Origin of the sequence: Allorhizobium sp. Av2, from assembly GCF_021462805.2 — a bacterium.
Lineage (GTDB): Bacteria > Pseudomonadota > Alphaproteobacteria > Rhizobiales > Rhizobiaceae > Allorhizobium > Allorhizobium vitis_G.
In genome coordinates this window covers 2381100-2398238 of record NZ_CP192696.1, presented here as the reverse complement: position 1 = coordinate 2398238, position 17139 = coordinate 2381100, and the positions used below count along the sequence as shown (strand labels likewise).

The 17139-nt window shown below is 56.6% G+C and carries 16 protein-coding genes; 5 read left to right on the top strand and 11 right to left on the bottom strand.

Features of this window, described 5'->3' with window-relative positions; genetic code table 11:
- Positions 1-18: 18 nt before the first annotated feature.
- The 3 genes from FS819_RS11440 to FS819_RS11430 are packed head-to-tail and all read right to left on the bottom strand — an operon-like array spanning position 19 to position 2532.
- Positions 19-888 carry an ABC transporter permease gene (locus FS819_RS11440; protein ID WP_156546836.1) on the bottom strand — a complete coding sequence of 290 codons (870 nt, stop codon included), beginning with the start codon at positions 886-888 and terminating at the stop codon, positions 19-21.
- Positions 885-1751 carry an ABC transporter permease gene (locus tag FS819_RS11435; RefSeq protein ID WP_156546834.1) on the bottom strand — a complete coding sequence of 289 codons (867 nt, stop codon included), beginning with the start codon at positions 1749-1751 and terminating at the stop codon, positions 885-887. The genes FS819_RS11440 and FS819_RS11435 overlap by 4 nt, the downstream gene beginning before the upstream one ends.
- Positions 1741-2532, bottom strand: a complete 792-nt coding sequence (locus FS819_RS11430) for an ABC transporter ATP-binding protein (RefSeq protein WP_156546832.1) — start codon at positions 2530-2532, stop codon at positions 1741-1743. Before FS819_RS11430 ends, FS819_RS11435 begins: the two co-directional genes overlap by 11 nt.
- Before the next feature lie 206 nt (positions 2533-2738).
- On the opposite strand from FS819_RS11430, the gene FS819_RS11425 reads away from it, so the two are divergent.
- Positions 2739-3044 carry a hypothetical protein gene (locus FS819_RS11425; protein WP_498723961.1) on the top strand — a complete coding sequence of 102 codons (306 nt, stop codon included), beginning with the start codon at positions 2739-2741 and terminating at the stop codon, positions 3042-3044.
- Between the two features lie 28 nt (positions 3045-3072).
- On the opposite strand, the gene hydA is transcribed toward FS819_RS11425, so the two are convergent.
- Both hydA and FS819_RS11415 read right to left on the bottom strand, forming a co-directional pair.
- A complete protein-coding gene (hydA, locus tag FS819_RS11420) occupies positions 3073-4527 on the bottom strand; it encodes a dihydropyrimidinase (protein WP_156546828.1) in 1455 nt (484 codons plus the stop codon).
- Positions 4528-4789: 262 nt separating this feature from the next.
- Positions 4790-6043, bottom strand: a complete 1254-nt coding sequence (locus tag FS819_RS11415) for a Zn-dependent hydrolase (protein WP_156546824.1) — start codon at positions 6041-6043, stop codon at positions 4790-4792.
- A 300-nt stretch (positions 6044-6343) separates the two neighbouring features.
- Between FS819_RS11415 and FS819_RS11410 the strand changes: the two genes are divergently transcribed.
- On the top strand, positions 6344-6985 hold the full coding sequence (locus FS819_RS11410) for a TetR family transcriptional regulator C-terminal domain-containing protein (protein WP_156546822.1): 642 nt from the start codon (positions 6344-6346) through the stop codon (positions 6983-6985).
- A gap of 13 nt (positions 6986-6998) precedes the next feature.
- Here the strand turns inward: FS819_RS11410 and FS819_RS11405 are convergent, their stop codons facing one another.
- The 4 genes from FS819_RS11405 to FS819_RS11390 form a co-directional block, all read right to left on the bottom strand.
- On the bottom strand, positions 6999-7952 hold the full coding sequence (locus FS819_RS11405; protein WP_234624525.1) for a DMT family transporter: 954 nt from the start codon (positions 7950-7952) through the stop codon (positions 6999-7001).
- A 126-nt stretch (positions 7953-8078) separates the two neighbouring features.
- A complete protein-coding gene (locus FS819_RS11400) occupies positions 8079-10811 on the bottom strand; it encodes a putative bifunctional diguanylate cyclase/phosphodiesterase (RefSeq protein WP_156546818.1) in 2733 nt (910 codons plus the stop codon).
- 881 nt (positions 10812-11692) lie between these two features.
- Positions 11693-13006: an NAD-dependent dihydropyrimidine dehydrogenase subunit PreA gene (preA, locus tag FS819_RS11395; RefSeq protein WP_156546816.1), complete on the bottom strand. Its 1314-nt coding sequence runs from the start codon at positions 13004-13006 to the stop codon at positions 11693-11695.
- Between the two features lie 17 nt (positions 13007-13023).
- Entirely contained in the window at positions 13024-14385 is a 1362-nt protein-coding gene (locus FS819_RS11390) for an NAD(P)-dependent oxidoreductase (RefSeq protein ID WP_156546814.1), read from the bottom strand.
- Positions 14386-14682: 297 nt separating this feature from the next.
- On the opposite strand from FS819_RS11390, the gene FS819_RS11385 reads away from it, so the two are divergent.
- Positions 14683-15087, top strand: a complete 405-nt coding sequence (locus FS819_RS11385) for a DUF2325 domain-containing protein (RefSeq protein WP_156546812.1) — start codon at positions 14683-14685, stop codon at positions 15085-15087.
- 12 nt (positions 15088-15099) lie between these two features.
- A complete protein-coding gene (locus FS819_RS11380; protein ID WP_156546811.1) occupies positions 15100-15378 on the top strand; it encodes a hypothetical protein in 279 nt (92 codons plus the stop codon).
- Here the strand turns inward: FS819_RS11380 and FS819_RS11375 are convergent, their stop codons facing one another.
- A complete protein-coding gene (locus FS819_RS11375; protein WP_156546809.1) occupies positions 15379-15744 on the bottom strand; it encodes a DUF423 domain-containing protein in 366 nt (121 codons plus the stop codon).
- A 4-nt stretch (positions 15745-15748) separates the two neighbouring features.
- A complete protein-coding gene (locus FS819_RS11370) occupies positions 15749-16141 on the bottom strand; it encodes a group II truncated hemoglobin (protein ID WP_234624526.1) in 393 nt (130 codons plus the stop codon).
- A 271-nt stretch (positions 16142-16412) separates the two neighbouring features.
- Between FS819_RS11370 and FS819_RS11365 the strand changes: the two genes are divergently transcribed.
- Positions 16413-17060, top strand: coding sequence for a hypothetical protein (locus tag FS819_RS11365; RefSeq protein ID WP_156546807.1), 648 nt, complete (start codon positions 16413-16415; stop codon positions 17058-17060).
- Positions 17061-17139: the final 79 nt, after the last annotated feature.

The window sequence follows — 17139 nt, the reverse complement described above, 5'->3', positions numbered from 1 at the left end:
ATCGTTCCCTCTCTTGTGTTATCGAGTCTGGCCACCACGGACAGACGGATGCCAGAAGGTGACGGCTTTTTCAGCCAGTGCCACCAAACCATAGAAAACAGAACCAGCCAGCGCCGCCACCGCAATTTCGGCCCAGACCATATCCACATTGCTGCGGCCAACCTCGGTGGAAATGCGAAAGCCCATGCCGACGATGGGGGTGCCGAAAAACTCGGCCACAATCGCCCCAATCAGCGCCAGTGTCGAATTGATTTTCAAGGCGTTGAAGATAAACGGCCATGCGGCGGGAAGCCGGAGCTTGATCAACGTCTGCCACCAACTGGCGGCATAGGTGCGCATCAAATCGCGCTCCATGGGGCTTGCCGCAGACAGGCCCTGCACGGTGTTTACCAGCATGGGGAAGAAGGTCATGATCACCACGACCGCGACTTTTGACGGCCAATCAAACCCGAACCACATCACCATGATTGGGGCCACGCCCACCACCGGAAGGGCCGAGACGAAATTGCCAATCGGCAACAGGCCTTGTTTCAAAAAGGGTGAGCGATCAATTAGCACCGCGACGATAAAGCCAAGGCCGCAGCCTGCGACATAGCCGGTCAGCACCGATTTCAAAAACGTCTGCTGAAAATCGGCCCAGAGGATGGGCAGGGAATGGATCAGCCGGGTCCAGATCATGCTGGGGGCGGGCAGCAGAATGGAGGGGATGTCAAAGCCGCGCACCACGCATTCCCAGATGACCAGCAGCGTCACGCCAAACAGCAACGGCACGGCAATATTGGCGGCGCGTTGGGCGGGCAGGGCAGCAAAGCGTTGCCGCACCAGCCATTCGTTCACGCCCCATGCGACAAGCCAGAAGATCAGCGCAAACAGCAGATAACCACTCATGCCCGCTCTCCCATGCGTTTCAACACCGCCGTGTGGGCAAGCCCGACGATGGCCACCAACAGCGCCGCCAACCCCGCCGCCATAAACAGCGCTGCCCAGATTTGCACCGTCTGACCATAGTAAGAGCCAGACAGCAGCCGTGCGCCGAGGCCCGCGACCGCACCCGTCGGCAATTCCCCCACAATGGCTCCCACCAGTGAAATGGCAATGGCCACTTTCAGCGAGGTAAACAGATAGGGCATGGCAGCAGGCATGCGGAGTTTCCAAAATGTCTGGGTGTTGCTGGCATAATATGTGCGCATCAGATCAATCAAAATAGCATCCGGGCTACGCAGACCTTTGACCATGCCCACCACCACCGGAAAGAAGGAAAGATAGGTGGAAATCAGCGCTTTCGGCATCAGGCCGGAAATTCCAACGGCGTTCAGCACCACTATAATCATCGGGGCCACGGCAATGATCGGAATGGTCTGGCTGGCAATCACCCACGGCATCAGCGATTTATCGACGGCGCGATTATGCACAATGGCAATGGCCAGCAAAATGCCAAGGGCTGTGCCCATGCCAAAGCCCATGAGCGTGGCGGAAAGGGTGATCCATGCGTGATACACAAGGCTGCGCTTGGAGGTAATTGGCTTATCAATCACCGTATCCCACAGCTCGGCAATAATCTGGTGCGGGGCGGGAAGGACAGGGCGTTCCTGATTGAAGGTCTGCTCAATCACTTGCGCGGTGGTGATTGTCTCACCCGCCCGCGCTGCCTGATCGCGCACAAAGGGCGCGTTGAGAATAACCACAAACACATGCCAGATGATCAGGATGGCAAGGATGACGGTGAGGATGGGGAGCAGTCTATTCCTCATAACTATGCCCCGCCCGCAAACCCTCGCGCACCCGATGGGCAATGGCCAGAAACTCCGGGCTTTCTCGAATATCCAGTGGTCGCTCCCGTGGCAGGGTGGATTCAATCACATCGGTCACGCGACCGGGCCGGGGGCTCATGACGACGATTTTGGTGGAGAGATAAACGGCCTCTGGGATCGAGTGCGTGACAAAACAGATGGTTTTGTTGGTACGATCCCAGAGCTTTAGCAATTGCTCGTTCAAGTGATCGCGGACAATTTCATCCAGCGCCCCAAATGGCTCATCCATCAACAACAGATCAGCATCAAAGGCCAGCGCGCGGGCAATCGAAGCGCGCTGCTGCATGCCGCCAGAAAGCTGCCAGGGGAATTTTTTGCCAAAGCCTGCGAGATTGACCAGTTCCAGCGTCTGCTCAATCCGCTTTTTCTTCTCATCCGGGCTATAGGCCATGATCTCCAGCGGCAGAGCAATGTTTTGCTCAATGGTGCGCCACGGATAAAGCGCTGCTGCCTGAAACACATAGCCATAGGAGCGTTCCTTGCGCGCATTCTCCGGCGTCATGCCATTCACGGTGATGGTGCCGCTGGTGTGCTTTTCAAGGTCCGCGATTACCCGCAAAAACGTGGTTTTGCCACAGCCGGATGGGCCGATGAAGGAAACAAAATCGCCCTTTTTCACCTCCAGATCCACGTTGGACAGCGCATGCACCGGCCCATCATTGGTCTGGAAGGTCAGACAGAGATCTTTGGCGGAGACGACGGAATAGGGGGATGTTGTCATGACGATATTCCATGTCTCATGATGTAACCTGAAGAACGGGTTGGGATGGAGAGGTCTTCGGTCTCAGTCCCAGACGCCAGAAAACCGATCCGGCGACGGCACCGCTTGGGATCAATGCGGCACCTACGACCAGAGCCGGTAAAATATAGTCGTTAAATCGGTTGCTTTCAGGATCAGGTGGTGACGTCGTCGGCATGATAAACAGTATGGTGAAAAATGCTGTCGATACGAGTGGGCATAGCGCACCTAGAATAATGGAATTCCTATGCGTTGCGTTCCATGCAATTCCGATAAGGGAAATGCATATTAAAGTAAAAGGTGCGGCTGTGATGAAGGATATTGGAAGTCCATATCCAAGAAACATAAGAATTAATATAAATGAGCCAACTGATCCGTTTAAAACCGCATCGGTTGAGAATTTTGTTTCACTTGAAGTCATCAAAGGTAAGAGAAATATTGGCAACATGATGAGAGCGAAAACCATTAGCCCTGTGATTACAGCGCCCAGATAAGCCCTCATCATCTTGAGTTTGCTCACCCTCATACCCCGCTCGCCGGAATGCCCGTCCGTTCCACTTTACGCGGTGAGACGAGCTCCTTCCACGTAGACAGCGCCTTGCTCACCGCCGGATAAGGCTCGCGCTTCACAAACTTGCCGTGGCCTTCCTGCGTTTTCACCGTGCTTTCCTCAATCGCCACTACACCACGGGTCAGGGTGAAGCGCGGCAGGCCGGTGACGGTTTTGCCCTCGAACACATTGTAATCAATGGCCGATTGCTGGTTGCTGGCCGAGATGGTCTTGGAGCGTTTTGGGTCCCACACCACAATATCGGCATCGGCCCCCACAAGGATCGCGCCCTTTTTCGGATAGATATTGAGGATTTTGGCGATGTTGGTGGAGGTGACGGCCACGAATTCGTTCATGGTCAGACGGCCCGTGGCCACGCCATAGGTCCACAGCATCGGCAGGCGATCTTCCAGGCCGCCGGTGCCGTTGGGGATTTTGGTGAAATTGCCGACGCCAAACCGCTTCTGCTCGGTGGTAAAAGCGCAATGGTCGGTGGCAACGCACGACAGCGAGCCGGATTGCAGGCCAGCCCAGAGGCTATCCTGATGCTGCTTGTTGCGGAACGGCGGCGACATCACCCGGCGGGCGGCGTGGTCCCAATCCTTGTCGAAATATTCGCTTTCATCCAGTGTCAGATGCTGAATCAGTGGCTCGCCATAGACCCGCATGCCCTTTTGCCGGGCGCGGCGTATGGCTTCATGGGCTTGTTCGCAAGAGGTATGCACCACATAGAGCGGAACGCCCGCCATATCGGCCAGCATGATGGCGCGGTTGGTGGCTTCGCCTTCCACTTCAGCCGGGCGGGAATAGGCGTGCGCCTCCGGCCCGTCATTGCCTTCTGCAAGTAACTTGGCCGACATGGCCGCGACCACATCGCCATTTTCAGCATGCACCAGCGGCAGCGCGCCCAGTTCGGCACAGCGGGAGAAGGAGGCGAACATCTCATCATCATTCACCATCAAGGCCCCCTTATAGGCCATGAAGTGTTTGAAGGTGTTGATGCCCTTGTCTTGCACAATGGTCTGCATTTCGTTGAAAATGCGCTCATCCCATGAGGTGATGGCCATGTGGAAGGAGTAATCGCAATTGGCGCGGGTGGATTTATTGTCCCAGCGGGTCAGCGCTTCCAGCAGTGATTGGCCGGGATCGGGCAGACAGAAATCCACCACCATGGTGGTGCCGCCAGCCAAGCCTGCGCGGGTGCCGCTTTCAAAATCATCGGCGGAATAGGTGCCCATAAACGGCATTTCCAGATGCACATGCGGATCGATGCCACCCGGCATGATGTAACAGCCGGAGGCATCCAGCGCGGTATCGGCGGAAAGGTCGAGGCCGATTTCGGTGATGATCCCGCCCGCGATTTTGACATCGGCCTTGTAGGTGAGATCGGCTGTTACAATAGTGCCGCCTTTGATGACTGTGCTCATGTGTATTCACCCGTGTTTGTTTTTGGTTGCCAATCAAGCTTTCAATTTGCCGTTCACCCCCTCTGGCTTGCCAGCCATCTCCCCCTCAAGGGGGAGATTGGATAGAGGAAACGCCTTGTTTTTCTTCAAGCGTCGGGATCTCCGATGCGCGACAAAAAAGAGGTGTAAGGGGCAAACCCAGAATCGATCTCCCCCCTTGAGGGGGAGATGCCCGGCAGGGCAGAGGGGGGTAGGCGGCAGATCAAAACGATCATGCTGTCCATCACCCCACAACCTCCGCCGTCTCCAGCACCGCGTGCAACAACACATCACACCCAGCACCAGCCCACTCCTTGGAAATCTCTTCCGCCTCATTATGCGAAAGCCCGCCCACGCAAGGACACATGATCATCGTCGATGGCGCAACCCGTGCTGCCCAGCAGGCATCGTGGCCAGCGCCGGAAATGATGTTCATGTGGCTATAGCCCAACCGCTCGGCGGCATCGCGCACGCGGCCCACCAGTGTGGGATCAAAGGTGACGGGGTCGAAATGGCCGACGGCTTCCACCGAGCAGCCAACACCCAGCGCTTCGCAGATTGTTGCCGCTTCCGCTTCGATTTTCTCCCGCATCCGGTCGAGCTTGTCTTGGCTTGGCGTGCGAATATCCACCGTGAACACCACTTTGCCCGGCAGCACATTGCGCGAGTTGGGTGAGAAGAACACTTGGCCGACGCCGCCAACTGCACCCGGCTGTTCGCTCATCGCCACATCCTGCACCATCTCGATGATCCGGCTCATGGCAAGTCCAGCGTTGACGCGAAGGTTCATCGGGGTAGAGCCGGTATGCGCCTCGCGGCCTGTGAGGGTAAATTCCAGCCACCACAGGCCCTGACAGTGGGTAACAACGCCGATTTGCTTGTTCTCAGCTTCAAGAATCGGCCCTTGTTCGATGTGATATTCGAAATAGGCGTGCATTTTGCGCGCCCCCACTTCTTCGTCGCCCAGCCAGCCAATGCGCTTCAGCTCATCGCCGTAAGATTTTCCGTCGGGGTCTTTGCGCGAATAGGCGTAATCCAGCGTATGCATGCCAGCAAACACGCCAGAGGCCAGCATGGCGGGGGCAAAGCGCGCACCCTCTTCATTGGCCCAGTTGGTGACAACAATCGGGTGCTTGGTTTTAACGCCAAGGTCGTTCATCGAGCGCACCACTTCCAGCGCTGCCAGCACGCCCAACACGCCATCATATTTGCCGCCGGTGGGTTGGGTGTCGAGGTGGGAACCAACATAAACGGGCAGGGCATCCGGGTCGGTGCCGGGGCGGGTGGCAAACATCGTGCCCATCTGGTCCAAGCCCATGGTCATGCCTGCGGCTTCGCACCATGTTTGAAACAGGGCGCGGCCTTCGGCATCCTCATCCGTCAAGGTTTGGCGGTTGTTGCCGCCAGCAATGCCGGGGCCAATCTTGGCCATGTCCATCAGGCTGTCCCACAGCCGGTCAGCATTTACGCGCAGGTTCGCACCGGGGTGAGCCGTCATCTTATCAATCCTAATTTGTGCAGGGATTTCGATGCCCATCGAAAACCGCTGTTCCCATCATTGTTAGCTCTTGTTATTTTTGAGCCTTTGTTTCGGTCTCAACCATTGCCTTTCTGAGGGCAGTGATTGATATTTGACCGATTGGTAAACATTACAACTTCCGGCGTAGCACTCAAGCCGAAAAACGCGAAAAATTCGGCCAAAGCTTTCGCCTATTTTTTTGAGGCGCGTCTGGTTGCTTCCGGGGCAGGGTTGGAAGCAGCAAGGCGCAGGCAGGCATGGGGAAGACAGGGAGAGAGCATGGCGATTGCCAGGGCATCAAGGACGCAGAGGCGGACGCGGATTCAGGAAGAAAAGGAGGAGGTCATCCTGCAAGCGGCACTGGACGTGTTTTCCATGCGCGGCTTTCGCGGCTCGACCATCGACCAGATCGCCGAGGTGGCGGGCATGTCGAAACCCAATCTGCTCTATTATTTCCGCACCAAGGAGGCGATGCACCGGCTTTTAATGGACCGGCTGCTGGAGACGTGGCTGAAGCCGCTGCGCGCTTTCGATGCCGAGGGCGATCCGCAGGAGGAAATCCGCAGCTATATCCGCCGCAAGCTGGAAATGGCCCGAGATTTTCCGCGCGAAAGCCGGTTGTTTGCCAATGAAGTGCTCCAGGGTGCACCCATTATCGAGGATGTGCTGAAAGGGCCGTTGAAAGATCTGGTCGATGAGAAGGCCGGGGTCATTCGCAGCTGGATCATGGCGGGCAAGCTTGTCGCCTGCGACCCCTATCACCTGATTTTTTCAATCTGGTCCACCACCCAGCATTACGCTGATTTCGACGTGCAGGTGCGTGCCGTGCTGGGCGCGGGGACGGCGGAAGACGAGCGGTTCGAGAATGCCGCACGGTTTCTGGAAGGCCTGTTCCTGCGAGGTCTCCAGCCAGGAATGTGAACGCAAGGCCGGATCAATCCGGCAGCAGGGCCATGGCGAGAAGTCCGGCGGCTGTGATCAGCGCCCCGGCAAATACGGCCATCGGCGCCCAGCCATGGCCCATGGCGCCTTCCAGCAGAATGATGAAGCTTGGCGTCAGGTAGCTATAGGCCAGCACTTTGGGCGCGGGCAGGCGCTGCGAGGCATATTGCAGCAGCAGGAAGGTGATCAGCGTTGTCACGACCGCCAGATAGAGAACCAGACCCCAGCCAAGCCAGGAGATCGAGGCGTAGTCGAGGGCGATCAGTCGGGGCACGCCCGGCACCATAATGAAGGCGAGTGTGCCCACCGCCGACCAGAGCAGGAAGATCAGCGCCGGTTCGTTCTCGTTGAATTTGCGCAGCAGCGGCACGTAAATCGCATGCGCGGTCACGCCGACGAGATAGATCAACTCGCCCTTGCCGATGTCGAAATGGATCAGCGCCTGCACATCGCCGCGAAAGATCACCCAGATCGCCCCGATGGCGGCAATCACCAGGCTGACCATCACCCGGCCTCGGGTTTTTTGGCGCATCAACAGCCAGGCGAAGCCTGCGCTCATCAGCGGCATCATCGTGAAAATCGCCCCGGTCGCCACAGGGGCGGTAAATTGCAGGGCGATGAACATGCTGATCATATAGGTGGCCATCAGCGCGCCGATAATCACGAAGCGGACCGGGCGACGCGGCGCTTTGAGCGGATAGCGCTTAATGCGGAAGCACAGGAAAGCTGTGATGGCGATGGTGACGATATAGCGTAGCGCCTGGACCGCAATCGGATCGATCATGTGGGTCGCCATGCCACCGAAGGAAAAGGAGGTGGCGAGCAACACGGCAAACAGCAAAACGGCCAGATGGGCCTTCAGTTTCTCGCGGCCACGGGCATGGCTGTTATGCCTGTCTCTTATATCGTCTTTTTCAGGCGAGGGGGAAATCGTCGATGCTGTCACGGATTGGGTCTTTGTGAATGATAGGCAAAATGGCGGCCACGCTTGTTGCGCCAAAGCTCTCTATACGATGCAGGGCAAAGCGAGGCGACCCCTTTTCCGTTCAAAAATGAGGCATTTCAAAAAGCATCAGAGCGCGATGGCATCCTGTTTACGGTCGAGAGATCGGCGCTTCAAAAGCGCGAACAGGTCGTCGCCGTTCATGGGGCGGGCCAGGCCATAGCCCTGCAAGGTATGACAGCCGAGATCCCGCAGAATGTCGGCGTGCTGCATGGTTTCCACACCTTCGGCAATGATTTCGATGCCAAGCGATCGGCCGATTTCAACAATCGAGCCGATCAGCCGTCGCTGTTGCTTGCTCTCGATGATCGGCAGGGTCAATTGCCTGTCGATTTTCAGCCGTCGGGGCGAGAGCTTCAACAGGCTGAGGATCGAGGAATAGCCGGTGCCGAAATCATCGATCTCGATATCGATGCCGAGGATTTTGATCTGGCTGATGGCGGTTGCCGCGGCTTCCGCCTTGTCATCGAAGGAGATCGATTCCAGCAATTCGAAGGCAAGGCCGCCGGCGGGAAGCGGTGTATCGCGTAGATGGGCGACAAGCCCATCGTCGAACAATCTTTGGGCAGAGATATTAACGGAGACATGCGGCGTATCCAGTCCGTGCTCCTGCCAGCGCCGGGCCTCGGCAAGCGATTGTTCGAGAATGCTGTTGTCGATGGCGGCCACGACATTCAGGCTTTCGGCCACCGACAGGAAGGCAATCGGCGGCAACAGGCCAAGCTGCGGATGTTGCCAGCGCGCGAGCGCCTCGACGCCAGTAATCTGCATGGTGTGCGCGTCAAATTGCGGCTGGAAATAGGGAATGAAATCGTGATCGGCCAGCGAGCGCAGAATGGCGTCGGCGGTGCGCTTGGTGGAAAGGGTGGCTTCCTTCAACGTGTCGGAAAAGAATTCCAGCCGGTTCTTTCCGCGCCGTTTTGCCTCGTAAAGCGCGATATCGGCATTGATCAAGGCCTGTTCCAGATGCGGGTGGCTGTTGCAGGATTGGGCGATGCCGATGCTGGCGCTAACACGGCATTCTTGGCCCTCCCAATGGATTGGCTGGTTGATGGCATCGATCAGGGTTTCGCCAAGGCTGCGGGCTGCGGCCTGGCTGCTCTCGTTGTGCTTGACCACCACGAATTCGTCGCCGCCGATGCGCGCGGCAAAATCGCCGGGGGAAATATGGGTATTGATCTGGCTGGCGGCATGGCGCAGCATGGCGTCACCTGCCGCGTGGCCCAGCGTGTCGTTGATCTCCTTGAACCTGTCGAGATCGATATGCAGCAAAGCGACAGATTTGCCGCTACCCCTTAGGTCTTCGATGTCGGCTAGATGCCGGTCGAGGAAGCGTCGGTTTGCAAGTCCGGTCAGGGGATCGTGCAGGGACGTATGTTCCATGATCTGCCGGGCGTTTTCCAGTTCCTGGTTCTGGGCCTCGAGCGCGGTTTTGGCATCGTGCAGGGCTTCATGCAGTTTGACATCCGCGGTGATGTTCCAGTTCACGCCGACGATCTTCTTGCGAAAATCGGCATCGCGATAGATCGATCCGAAGGAGCGGATATGGCGTATCTGGCCGCTGCGATCCAGAATACGGAACTCGGTCGAGTAATTGGAGCCGGTGCGGATGGCCGAGGCCAGAGCGTGAGTGGCGCTTTCCCGGTCCTCCGGATGAAGACAGTTGCTCCAGTCCTCGCGGATTTCAATCGGACGGGACGGATCACAATCGTAGAGCTGGCGCATGCGATTGTCCCAGGTCAGGGCGAGGCTGCCGATATCCATTTCCCACACGCCGATTTGCGAGGCGTCGAGCGCGATTTGCAATCGTTGTGACAGAGTGCGCAATTCGCGTTCCTGATCGTTGAGCTCGGCAATATTGGCCTGCCGTTCCATCAGAAGATGCGCGACCCACAGGAAAGGCGTGATGATTGCCAGCGCCAGGATGAACATTACCAATTGACGGAACCAGATTTCGTTGGCGGGTTGTTGCCACCCGCCCTTGGGCGCTGCCGCCAGCACCCAGGTCTGGGCGCCAATGCTGACCTCCATGCGCACCGCGCTGGCGCCGATTAGTGCGGGATCGCCGAAAAACGCCGTGCTGACTGCGTTTTGCGTATCGGAACCGGCGTAAAGCGCGACATTCAGATCGAGGTCATAGAGGCCACTTTCGCGAAACAGCCGCTCCACATCGACGGTGCCGCGCAGCAGGCCATGGCTGAAGGGCTTATTCTGAGGGGACGTCTGGTCCGGCAAGTCCGGTGACGTGCTGGCCGGTTCGCTCAGGCTCGATGACGCAATGGGGTAAAAGATAACGAGACTCTTGCCTGTTGTCGGCAGGTTCATCGGCTCTGTGATGACATAGATATTGCTGTTCTCGGCCTGGACGGCGGCTTTTTGCTCTTGCGGGTTGGCTGTGAAGTCATGCCCAACCTGGTTGAGAATGAACGGATAGGTCAGTCTTGTCCGCATGTCGAAGGAAAGACTGATAGAGCGCAGCCGGACAGGCCTGGAGAAAAATCGCCTGCCAATGGCGGAAAACCGGGCCTGGCTCATGTCTGGCTCGGTTTCAAGCACGGCAAGCAGGCCTTGGAGCATCTTGATGTCGGCCTTGATATTGCCTTCCAGCCGGGCGCGCACGGGGCTGAGCTTGTCGGAGATCGCGGCCTTCCTGTCTTCCAGATAGGCTTTGCGATTTTGGCTTTCGATTGCAAAAATAGTGACGAAAACCGCAGCGCAAACAATCAAAGCGGGCCAGTAGAAGCTGGCAAGCTTCCTGACACTTCCCGCAATGTTATCGGCCCAGGCAGAAATGATCATCATCAAACTCTTCAACGTGCAGATATATTGATATTTCGGTCCTGCTCTTTAGAGTCTGCCAGGCGCCTATGTCACCTGACGGACTTTCGATCTTGTTGTTTTCGCCTCGGATTTGTCCGAGAATCGATCCTAGTTCCCGGTCCGATCCTGTCGCGCTCGGTAGAGCGTAAGATGCAGTATTCATTTCGAAGATTGACCCTAATCGTTTTGCCCATTTTGGATGATCTCGATAGATCTCTCTTCTTATTAAAATATACTTATGCAGGCTTGGTCAGTTCATTGCAAAGTAATTCTCTAAAATTTCCTTTTTGGTGTAGAAAAAATCATTACAAAAAATATCCAATTTTCAATTGAAGCTATTGATATTTCTTATGTAAAAGAAAAATCTCAGAAAATTTAAGATTATGATTTTATTGAATATCTTCTCAAATATTCTGGAGTTTTTGATAGAAATTCTCCAATGATCCATGGATAAAAATAGGGTTGCATGCAGTATAGTCGACGCATTGTGTTGTCATGTTATCTGGATGAAACGCGCTCCACGATAGAGGTGCAAGGCGCTGTGCGGATATTGTCGTCAAGCACGCGATGAAATAACGACTGCATCAGTTCATGAAAAAATTGAGAATTCCTGAATTTTCACACCAACTTTCGCCAGCTTGTTTTTATTTAGATATGATTAATATTAAAAATACCGATGCAATTCACGTCGTTCCCTATCATTTTTGCTCGGAAACGTACGGAAACCCAAAAAGACAAATGAAAAAAGCGAGTGACAATCTGGCTGGTTCAATCTGAACCCGGCCGACCGTCACTCGCTGCCAGTTTAAGGCTTTGAGATATTCACAAAGGGAAGTCCAGCGCCACCGCGATGGCGGTTGGACTTATTCCGCTGCCTGCACCGCCATCGGATTATTGGGATGGGTCGTCCAGTTGGCGTAGTTCGGATCGACTGGCTTGCCGGTGCGCTGGTCTAGCGTGCCGGGTTCCAGGCCGACCATGGTGATGCAGTTTTCGACCGGACAGACATTAACGCAGAGGTTGCAGCCGACGCATTCGTCTTCCATCACCTCGAACTTGCGTGCGCCATCGACAATGCTGGTAATCGCCTGATGGGACGTGTCCTCGCAGGCGATGTGACAGCGGCCGCATTTGATGCAGGCATCCTGATCGATCTGCGCCTTGGCGATATAGTTGAGGTTGAGATATTGCCAGTCGGTGACATTGGGCACGGCGCGACCACAGATGTCATCCAGCGATGCGTGACCCTTGGCATCCATCCAGTCGGACAGGCCCGTGATCATTTCCTCAACGATCTTGAACCCATAGGTCATGGCGGCGGTGCAGACCTGCACATTGCCAGCGCCGAGCGCCAAAAACTCTGCCGCATCCCGCCAGGTGGTAATGCCGCCGATGCCTGAGATCGGTAGGCCATAGGTTTCCGGATCGCGGGCGATTTCCGCCACCATGTTCAGCGCAATCGGCTTGACCGCCGGGCCGCAATAGCCGCCATGGCTGCCTTTGCCGCCAACACTGGGATTGGGGGCAAAACTGTCGAGATCGACCGAGACGATGGAATTGATGGTGTTGATCAGCGACACCGCATCTGTGCCGCCCGCCTTGGCAGCGCGGGCCGGTTTGCGGATATCGGTAATATTAGGCGTCAGCTTGGTGATCACAGGCATGCGGCTATATTGCTTGCACCAGCGCACCACCATTTCGATATATTCCGGCACCTGGCCGACGGCGGCTCCCATGCCGCGTTCCGACATGCCGTGCGGACAGCCGAAATTCAGCTCGATGCCGTCAGCCCCGGTTTCTTCCACCAGCGGCAGGATCGCCTTCCATTCCTCTTCCTCACAAGGCACCATGATCGAGGCGATCAGGGCGCGGTCTGGCCAGTTCATCTTGACCATCTTCATTTCCTGAAGATTGACCTGCAAGGGGCGGTCGGTGATCAGCTCGATATTGTTGAGACCCAGCAGGCGGCGGTCCGCCCCCCAGATGGCCCCGTAGCGGGGACCATTGACATTGACGACCGGTGGGCCTTCCGAGCCGAGGGTTTTCCACACCACGCCGCCCCAGCCGGCTTTGAAGGCGCGCTCGACATTATAGGCCTTGTCGGTCGGTGGCGCAGAGGCCAGCCAGAAGGGGTTGGGCGATTTGATGCCGACGAAATTATTTCTAATATCAGCCATGGTTCAATCCCTCCGGCTCAGGCGACGGCGCTGACGCCGGAGGCGTCCGCAGCAAGCGTCAGGTTGATGCTTTCAGCCGCGTCGCGGCCCATGGCAACGGCGGAGACCGTCAGGTCCTGGCCGCCGAAGGCGCAGTCACCGCCCGCCCAGACGCCAGGAAGCGATGTACGACCCTCTGCATCCACGGTAATCTTGCCGCCTTGCATCGCAAGGCTGTCCTGGCCTTCCGGGTCGAGCTTCTGGCCGATAGCGACGAGGATCTGGTCGGCCTTGATCTCGGTGGTGTGGCCGCTGCCCTTCATCAGCCCGTTTTCCAGATGGGTATATTCAAAGCTGATCGAGGCGATATGGCCGCCGTGATGCGCAACCTCCTTCGGCTGGAGCCAATGGCGGATCTGCACGCCCTTGGAGGCGGCAAGGTCCTGCTCATAATCCGAGGCGTTCATATGCTCCTTGCCACGGCGATAGCAGATGGTGACGTTTTCCGCACCGAGCAGCTTGGCCTGCACGCCCGCATCAATGGCGGTCATGCCGCCGCCGATGACGACGACGTCGCGTCCGACAGGCACATTGCCCTTGGCGTCTGCCTGGCGCAGATGGGCGATGAACTCCACCGCATCCATCACACCATTGGTATCGGCGCCGGGAATGGTCAACATATTGACATTGCCAAGGCCGGTGCCGAGAAACACCGCATCGAACTTTGCCTTGAGGTCGGCGAGGGTGAAGTCGCGGCCCAGCATCTGGCCGTGCAGCACATCGATATTGCCAATCGACAGGATGTAATCCACTTCCGCCTGGGCATAGTCATCTGTGGTTTTGTAGGCGGCAATGCCATATTCGTTCAAACCGCCTGCCTTGGGGCGGGTGTCGTAGATGGTGACGGAATGGCCGTGCATGGCCAGCCGATGCGCGCAAGCAAGACCGGCCGGACCGGCACCCACCACGGCAATGGTCTTTCCGGTCGAGGCCGCGGCTGTGTAGAACTGGTGGCCATGTTCAATGGCTAGATCTGTCGCATAACGCTGCAAGCGGCCGATTTCCACCGGGCGTTCTTCGGCGGTGTTGCGTACACAGGCCTCTTCGCAGAGCTGTTCGGTGGGACAGACGCGGGCACACATGCCGCCGAGGATGTTCTGATCGAAAATCGTCTTGGCCGAGCCGGTCGGGTTGCCCGTCGAGATCTGGCGGATGAACAACGGAATGTCGATTGAGGTCGGACAGGCCGTCATGCAGGGCGCGTCATAACAGAAATAGCAGCGGTCAGACGCGACAAGCGCTTCATGGTCGCCCAGGCGCGGATGCAGGTCGGAGAAGTTTTTTACATAATCGACAGCGTCAAGCCGCCCGGCCTTCAGGCCCGGTTCCAGTTTTCGCATCGCAGTTCCCTCTTTTTTGTTCGAAGCGATTGGGAAAAGCGTAACGCAGGATAAAAAATTTATCAAACGGTAAAAATTACAATATGCCGCATTGCGGAAAATTTTTTAAGATATTGATTTAAAATAGTATTATCGGGTTTTTTGCCAAAAAAGCCTGTTTGAAATCTCGTCCGCATTCGCTGCGGAAAACATGATGAAAATCCTCCACTATATACTTTACTCTTTTACTCATGTTTTGTAGGGTGATTGCACACACAAGGATGGCAAGACGCCGCCGCCATACACAGGAGACGGTCCATGGCAAAACACAATGCGCCGAAAAAGAAGAAGCAGACAGACAAGCGCGCGGTCACCGCTGCCCCGGTTGATGAGAAGGGCGCTCAGGCGGATATCAAGAGCTTTCTCTATGTCGGCGGGCGCGATTGCCAGGTAGCGCATTTGCGCCAGATCGCCACCAATTTTGGCGCCGAGCTGATCCATCACGATGGCGGATTGCGGGAAGCCGTTTCGCGGATCGATACGGTTCTGCCTTCGGTCGACTGCGTGTTCTGCCCGATCGACTGTATCAGCCATGATGCGTGTCTGCGGGTGAAGAGCGGCTGCAAGAAATTCGGCAAGACCTTCATTCCGCTGCGCAACGGCTCGAAATCCAGCCTGGAACGGGCGCTTCAGACGTTGAACGACCGCTCTGACAGCAATTGAGGGACATATTTCATGCATGACGGGAGTGACGGCAGCCTGATGATCGAGCTGCACAAGCTTGGTGACCAGGCGGGGGAGGGACTGATCGGCGCCCTGTACGAACGCGAGCAGGATGGCCGGGAGCGGCAGGCGGCGATGGCAGAGATCATCCGGCTGCCGGGCCTGCATGAACGGCCCGTGTCGCGCACCCAGCATTTGGCGCAGGGGTTGCGGCGCGACGCGATTTCAGCCGAGGTCATCGATTTTCCGCCGCCGCAATGGCACCGCAACGCGGCACGGCGCAACAGCTGATCAGGTGCGCGGCAAAAACGCGCCGAGCGCCAGCAGCGTCCAACCCACCATCATCGCGATACCGCCCGTTGGGGCGGCCATGGGAAACAGGCTCTGGCCGCTCCATTGCTTGACCGCGAGATCACCAGCAAATAGCAGCACGCCAAGGCCGATTACCAGGCCGGAGAGCGTGGCGGTACGAATCCTGTCACCGGCCAGATAAAGCCCCAGCAAGGCGGGAGCATGGGTGAGCGCAATCGAGGAGGCGGGGCCGAGCAGATTGCCAGCCCCCGTCACATGCGCCGCCGCAGCCGCCAGCCCGACGCCGCAGGCGCCGAACAGGCCGGACAAGATCAGCAGGAGAGGTCTCAATGCGCGCAGGCTCATGCCGCTATTCCTTGTTCTGCATGTGATGGGCAAGCTTTTCAATCGGCGCCCAGATGATCTCGCGCAGCTTCTCATGGGCAATGGTCTCGTCCATGGCGCGGCGAAAACACAATAGCCACTCATCCCGCTCCAACGGTCCGATCTCCGCGACAAAGTGCCGACGCCGCAGCATGGGATGGCCGCGCTTTTGCATATAGACAGGCGGCCCGCCGAGATAGCCGGTGATATAATCATAAAACTTCTCTTCGCTTTCGGTGAGATCAGCCGGATGAATGGCCCGGCAGCGCGCCGCTTCCGGCAGCGTGTCCATCAACTGGTAAAAGCGATGCACCAACGCCTTCACCGTCGCATCCCCGCCGATGGCTTCATAGAGTGTGATGGTATTCTCGTCGCTCACGTCCTGCCCTCGACTGCCCTACAGCGCCGCGCGTTTTATAGAACGCGCGGCGCTGTAACACTTTTGGTAGCCCCTTTTGCCGGGTTTGGTGAAGGGAGGCAACGGGCGAAGGGAGGATGTGGCGATGAGGCGCAGGGGTGGTTTGCAGATGCTTTCAGGGCTAATACAATTTTAAGGTGTGTCGTGCATTTTATACCACATTTCCCTGCGCCTATCGATATGGGCGAGGCTTTTGCTTTGCGCTAATTAAATGATAAAAGGGGCTCACCTGATGAAATATTCCCTATCTCTCACATTCGACACGGATGTGCTGGCCAATATCAAGGCCGCTGGCCAGACTGTGGCTATTGCAAAAACAGTCGGAACTGGCACGCCAAACGTAATTTGGCTGACAGTTGATCCATTTCAATCAAACACCATCGAATGGGAAGAGGATTACTGGATTTATGCCTCGACGGTTGATGTCAGCAATGGCGCTTCTATTAACAAGCTGACAGAGGTTACTCCAGGTCCCGCACTGGATGGCGGGTATTACGATTTGAACGAGAACTCCATTTTTGGTCCGTTCCGCAAGAACAACAGTGTGTTTCCGGTTGCAACCGGCGCCTATACTGCAATCAATAATATGAGCCACGAACAATACCCGTCGCTGACATTCGGCCTGTCGCAGACCGCCTTGGTCAATCAGACGCTGCACGAGCGCAAGCCGATTTCGGCTCAGACATTATTCGCCACCCAGCCCGTTCGCATGACCCCGTCCACCGCCGTGCATGTGTGGCTTCAGTCTGAGCACGAAAGCCAAACATTTATTACCGACATTAACGGAACGCCAAGCCTGGTTGGATTTGGTGAGGGTGTCACCGACATCGCACTGAAATACGATCCTGTCCAAGGTCTTTTCGGACCACCCCAAGCCTAATTATTTCCAAGCTGATATATTCAGACGTTGTCTCAACTAGATAATCTTGAAGATCTCTAATTTATAAAGATATTTAGCA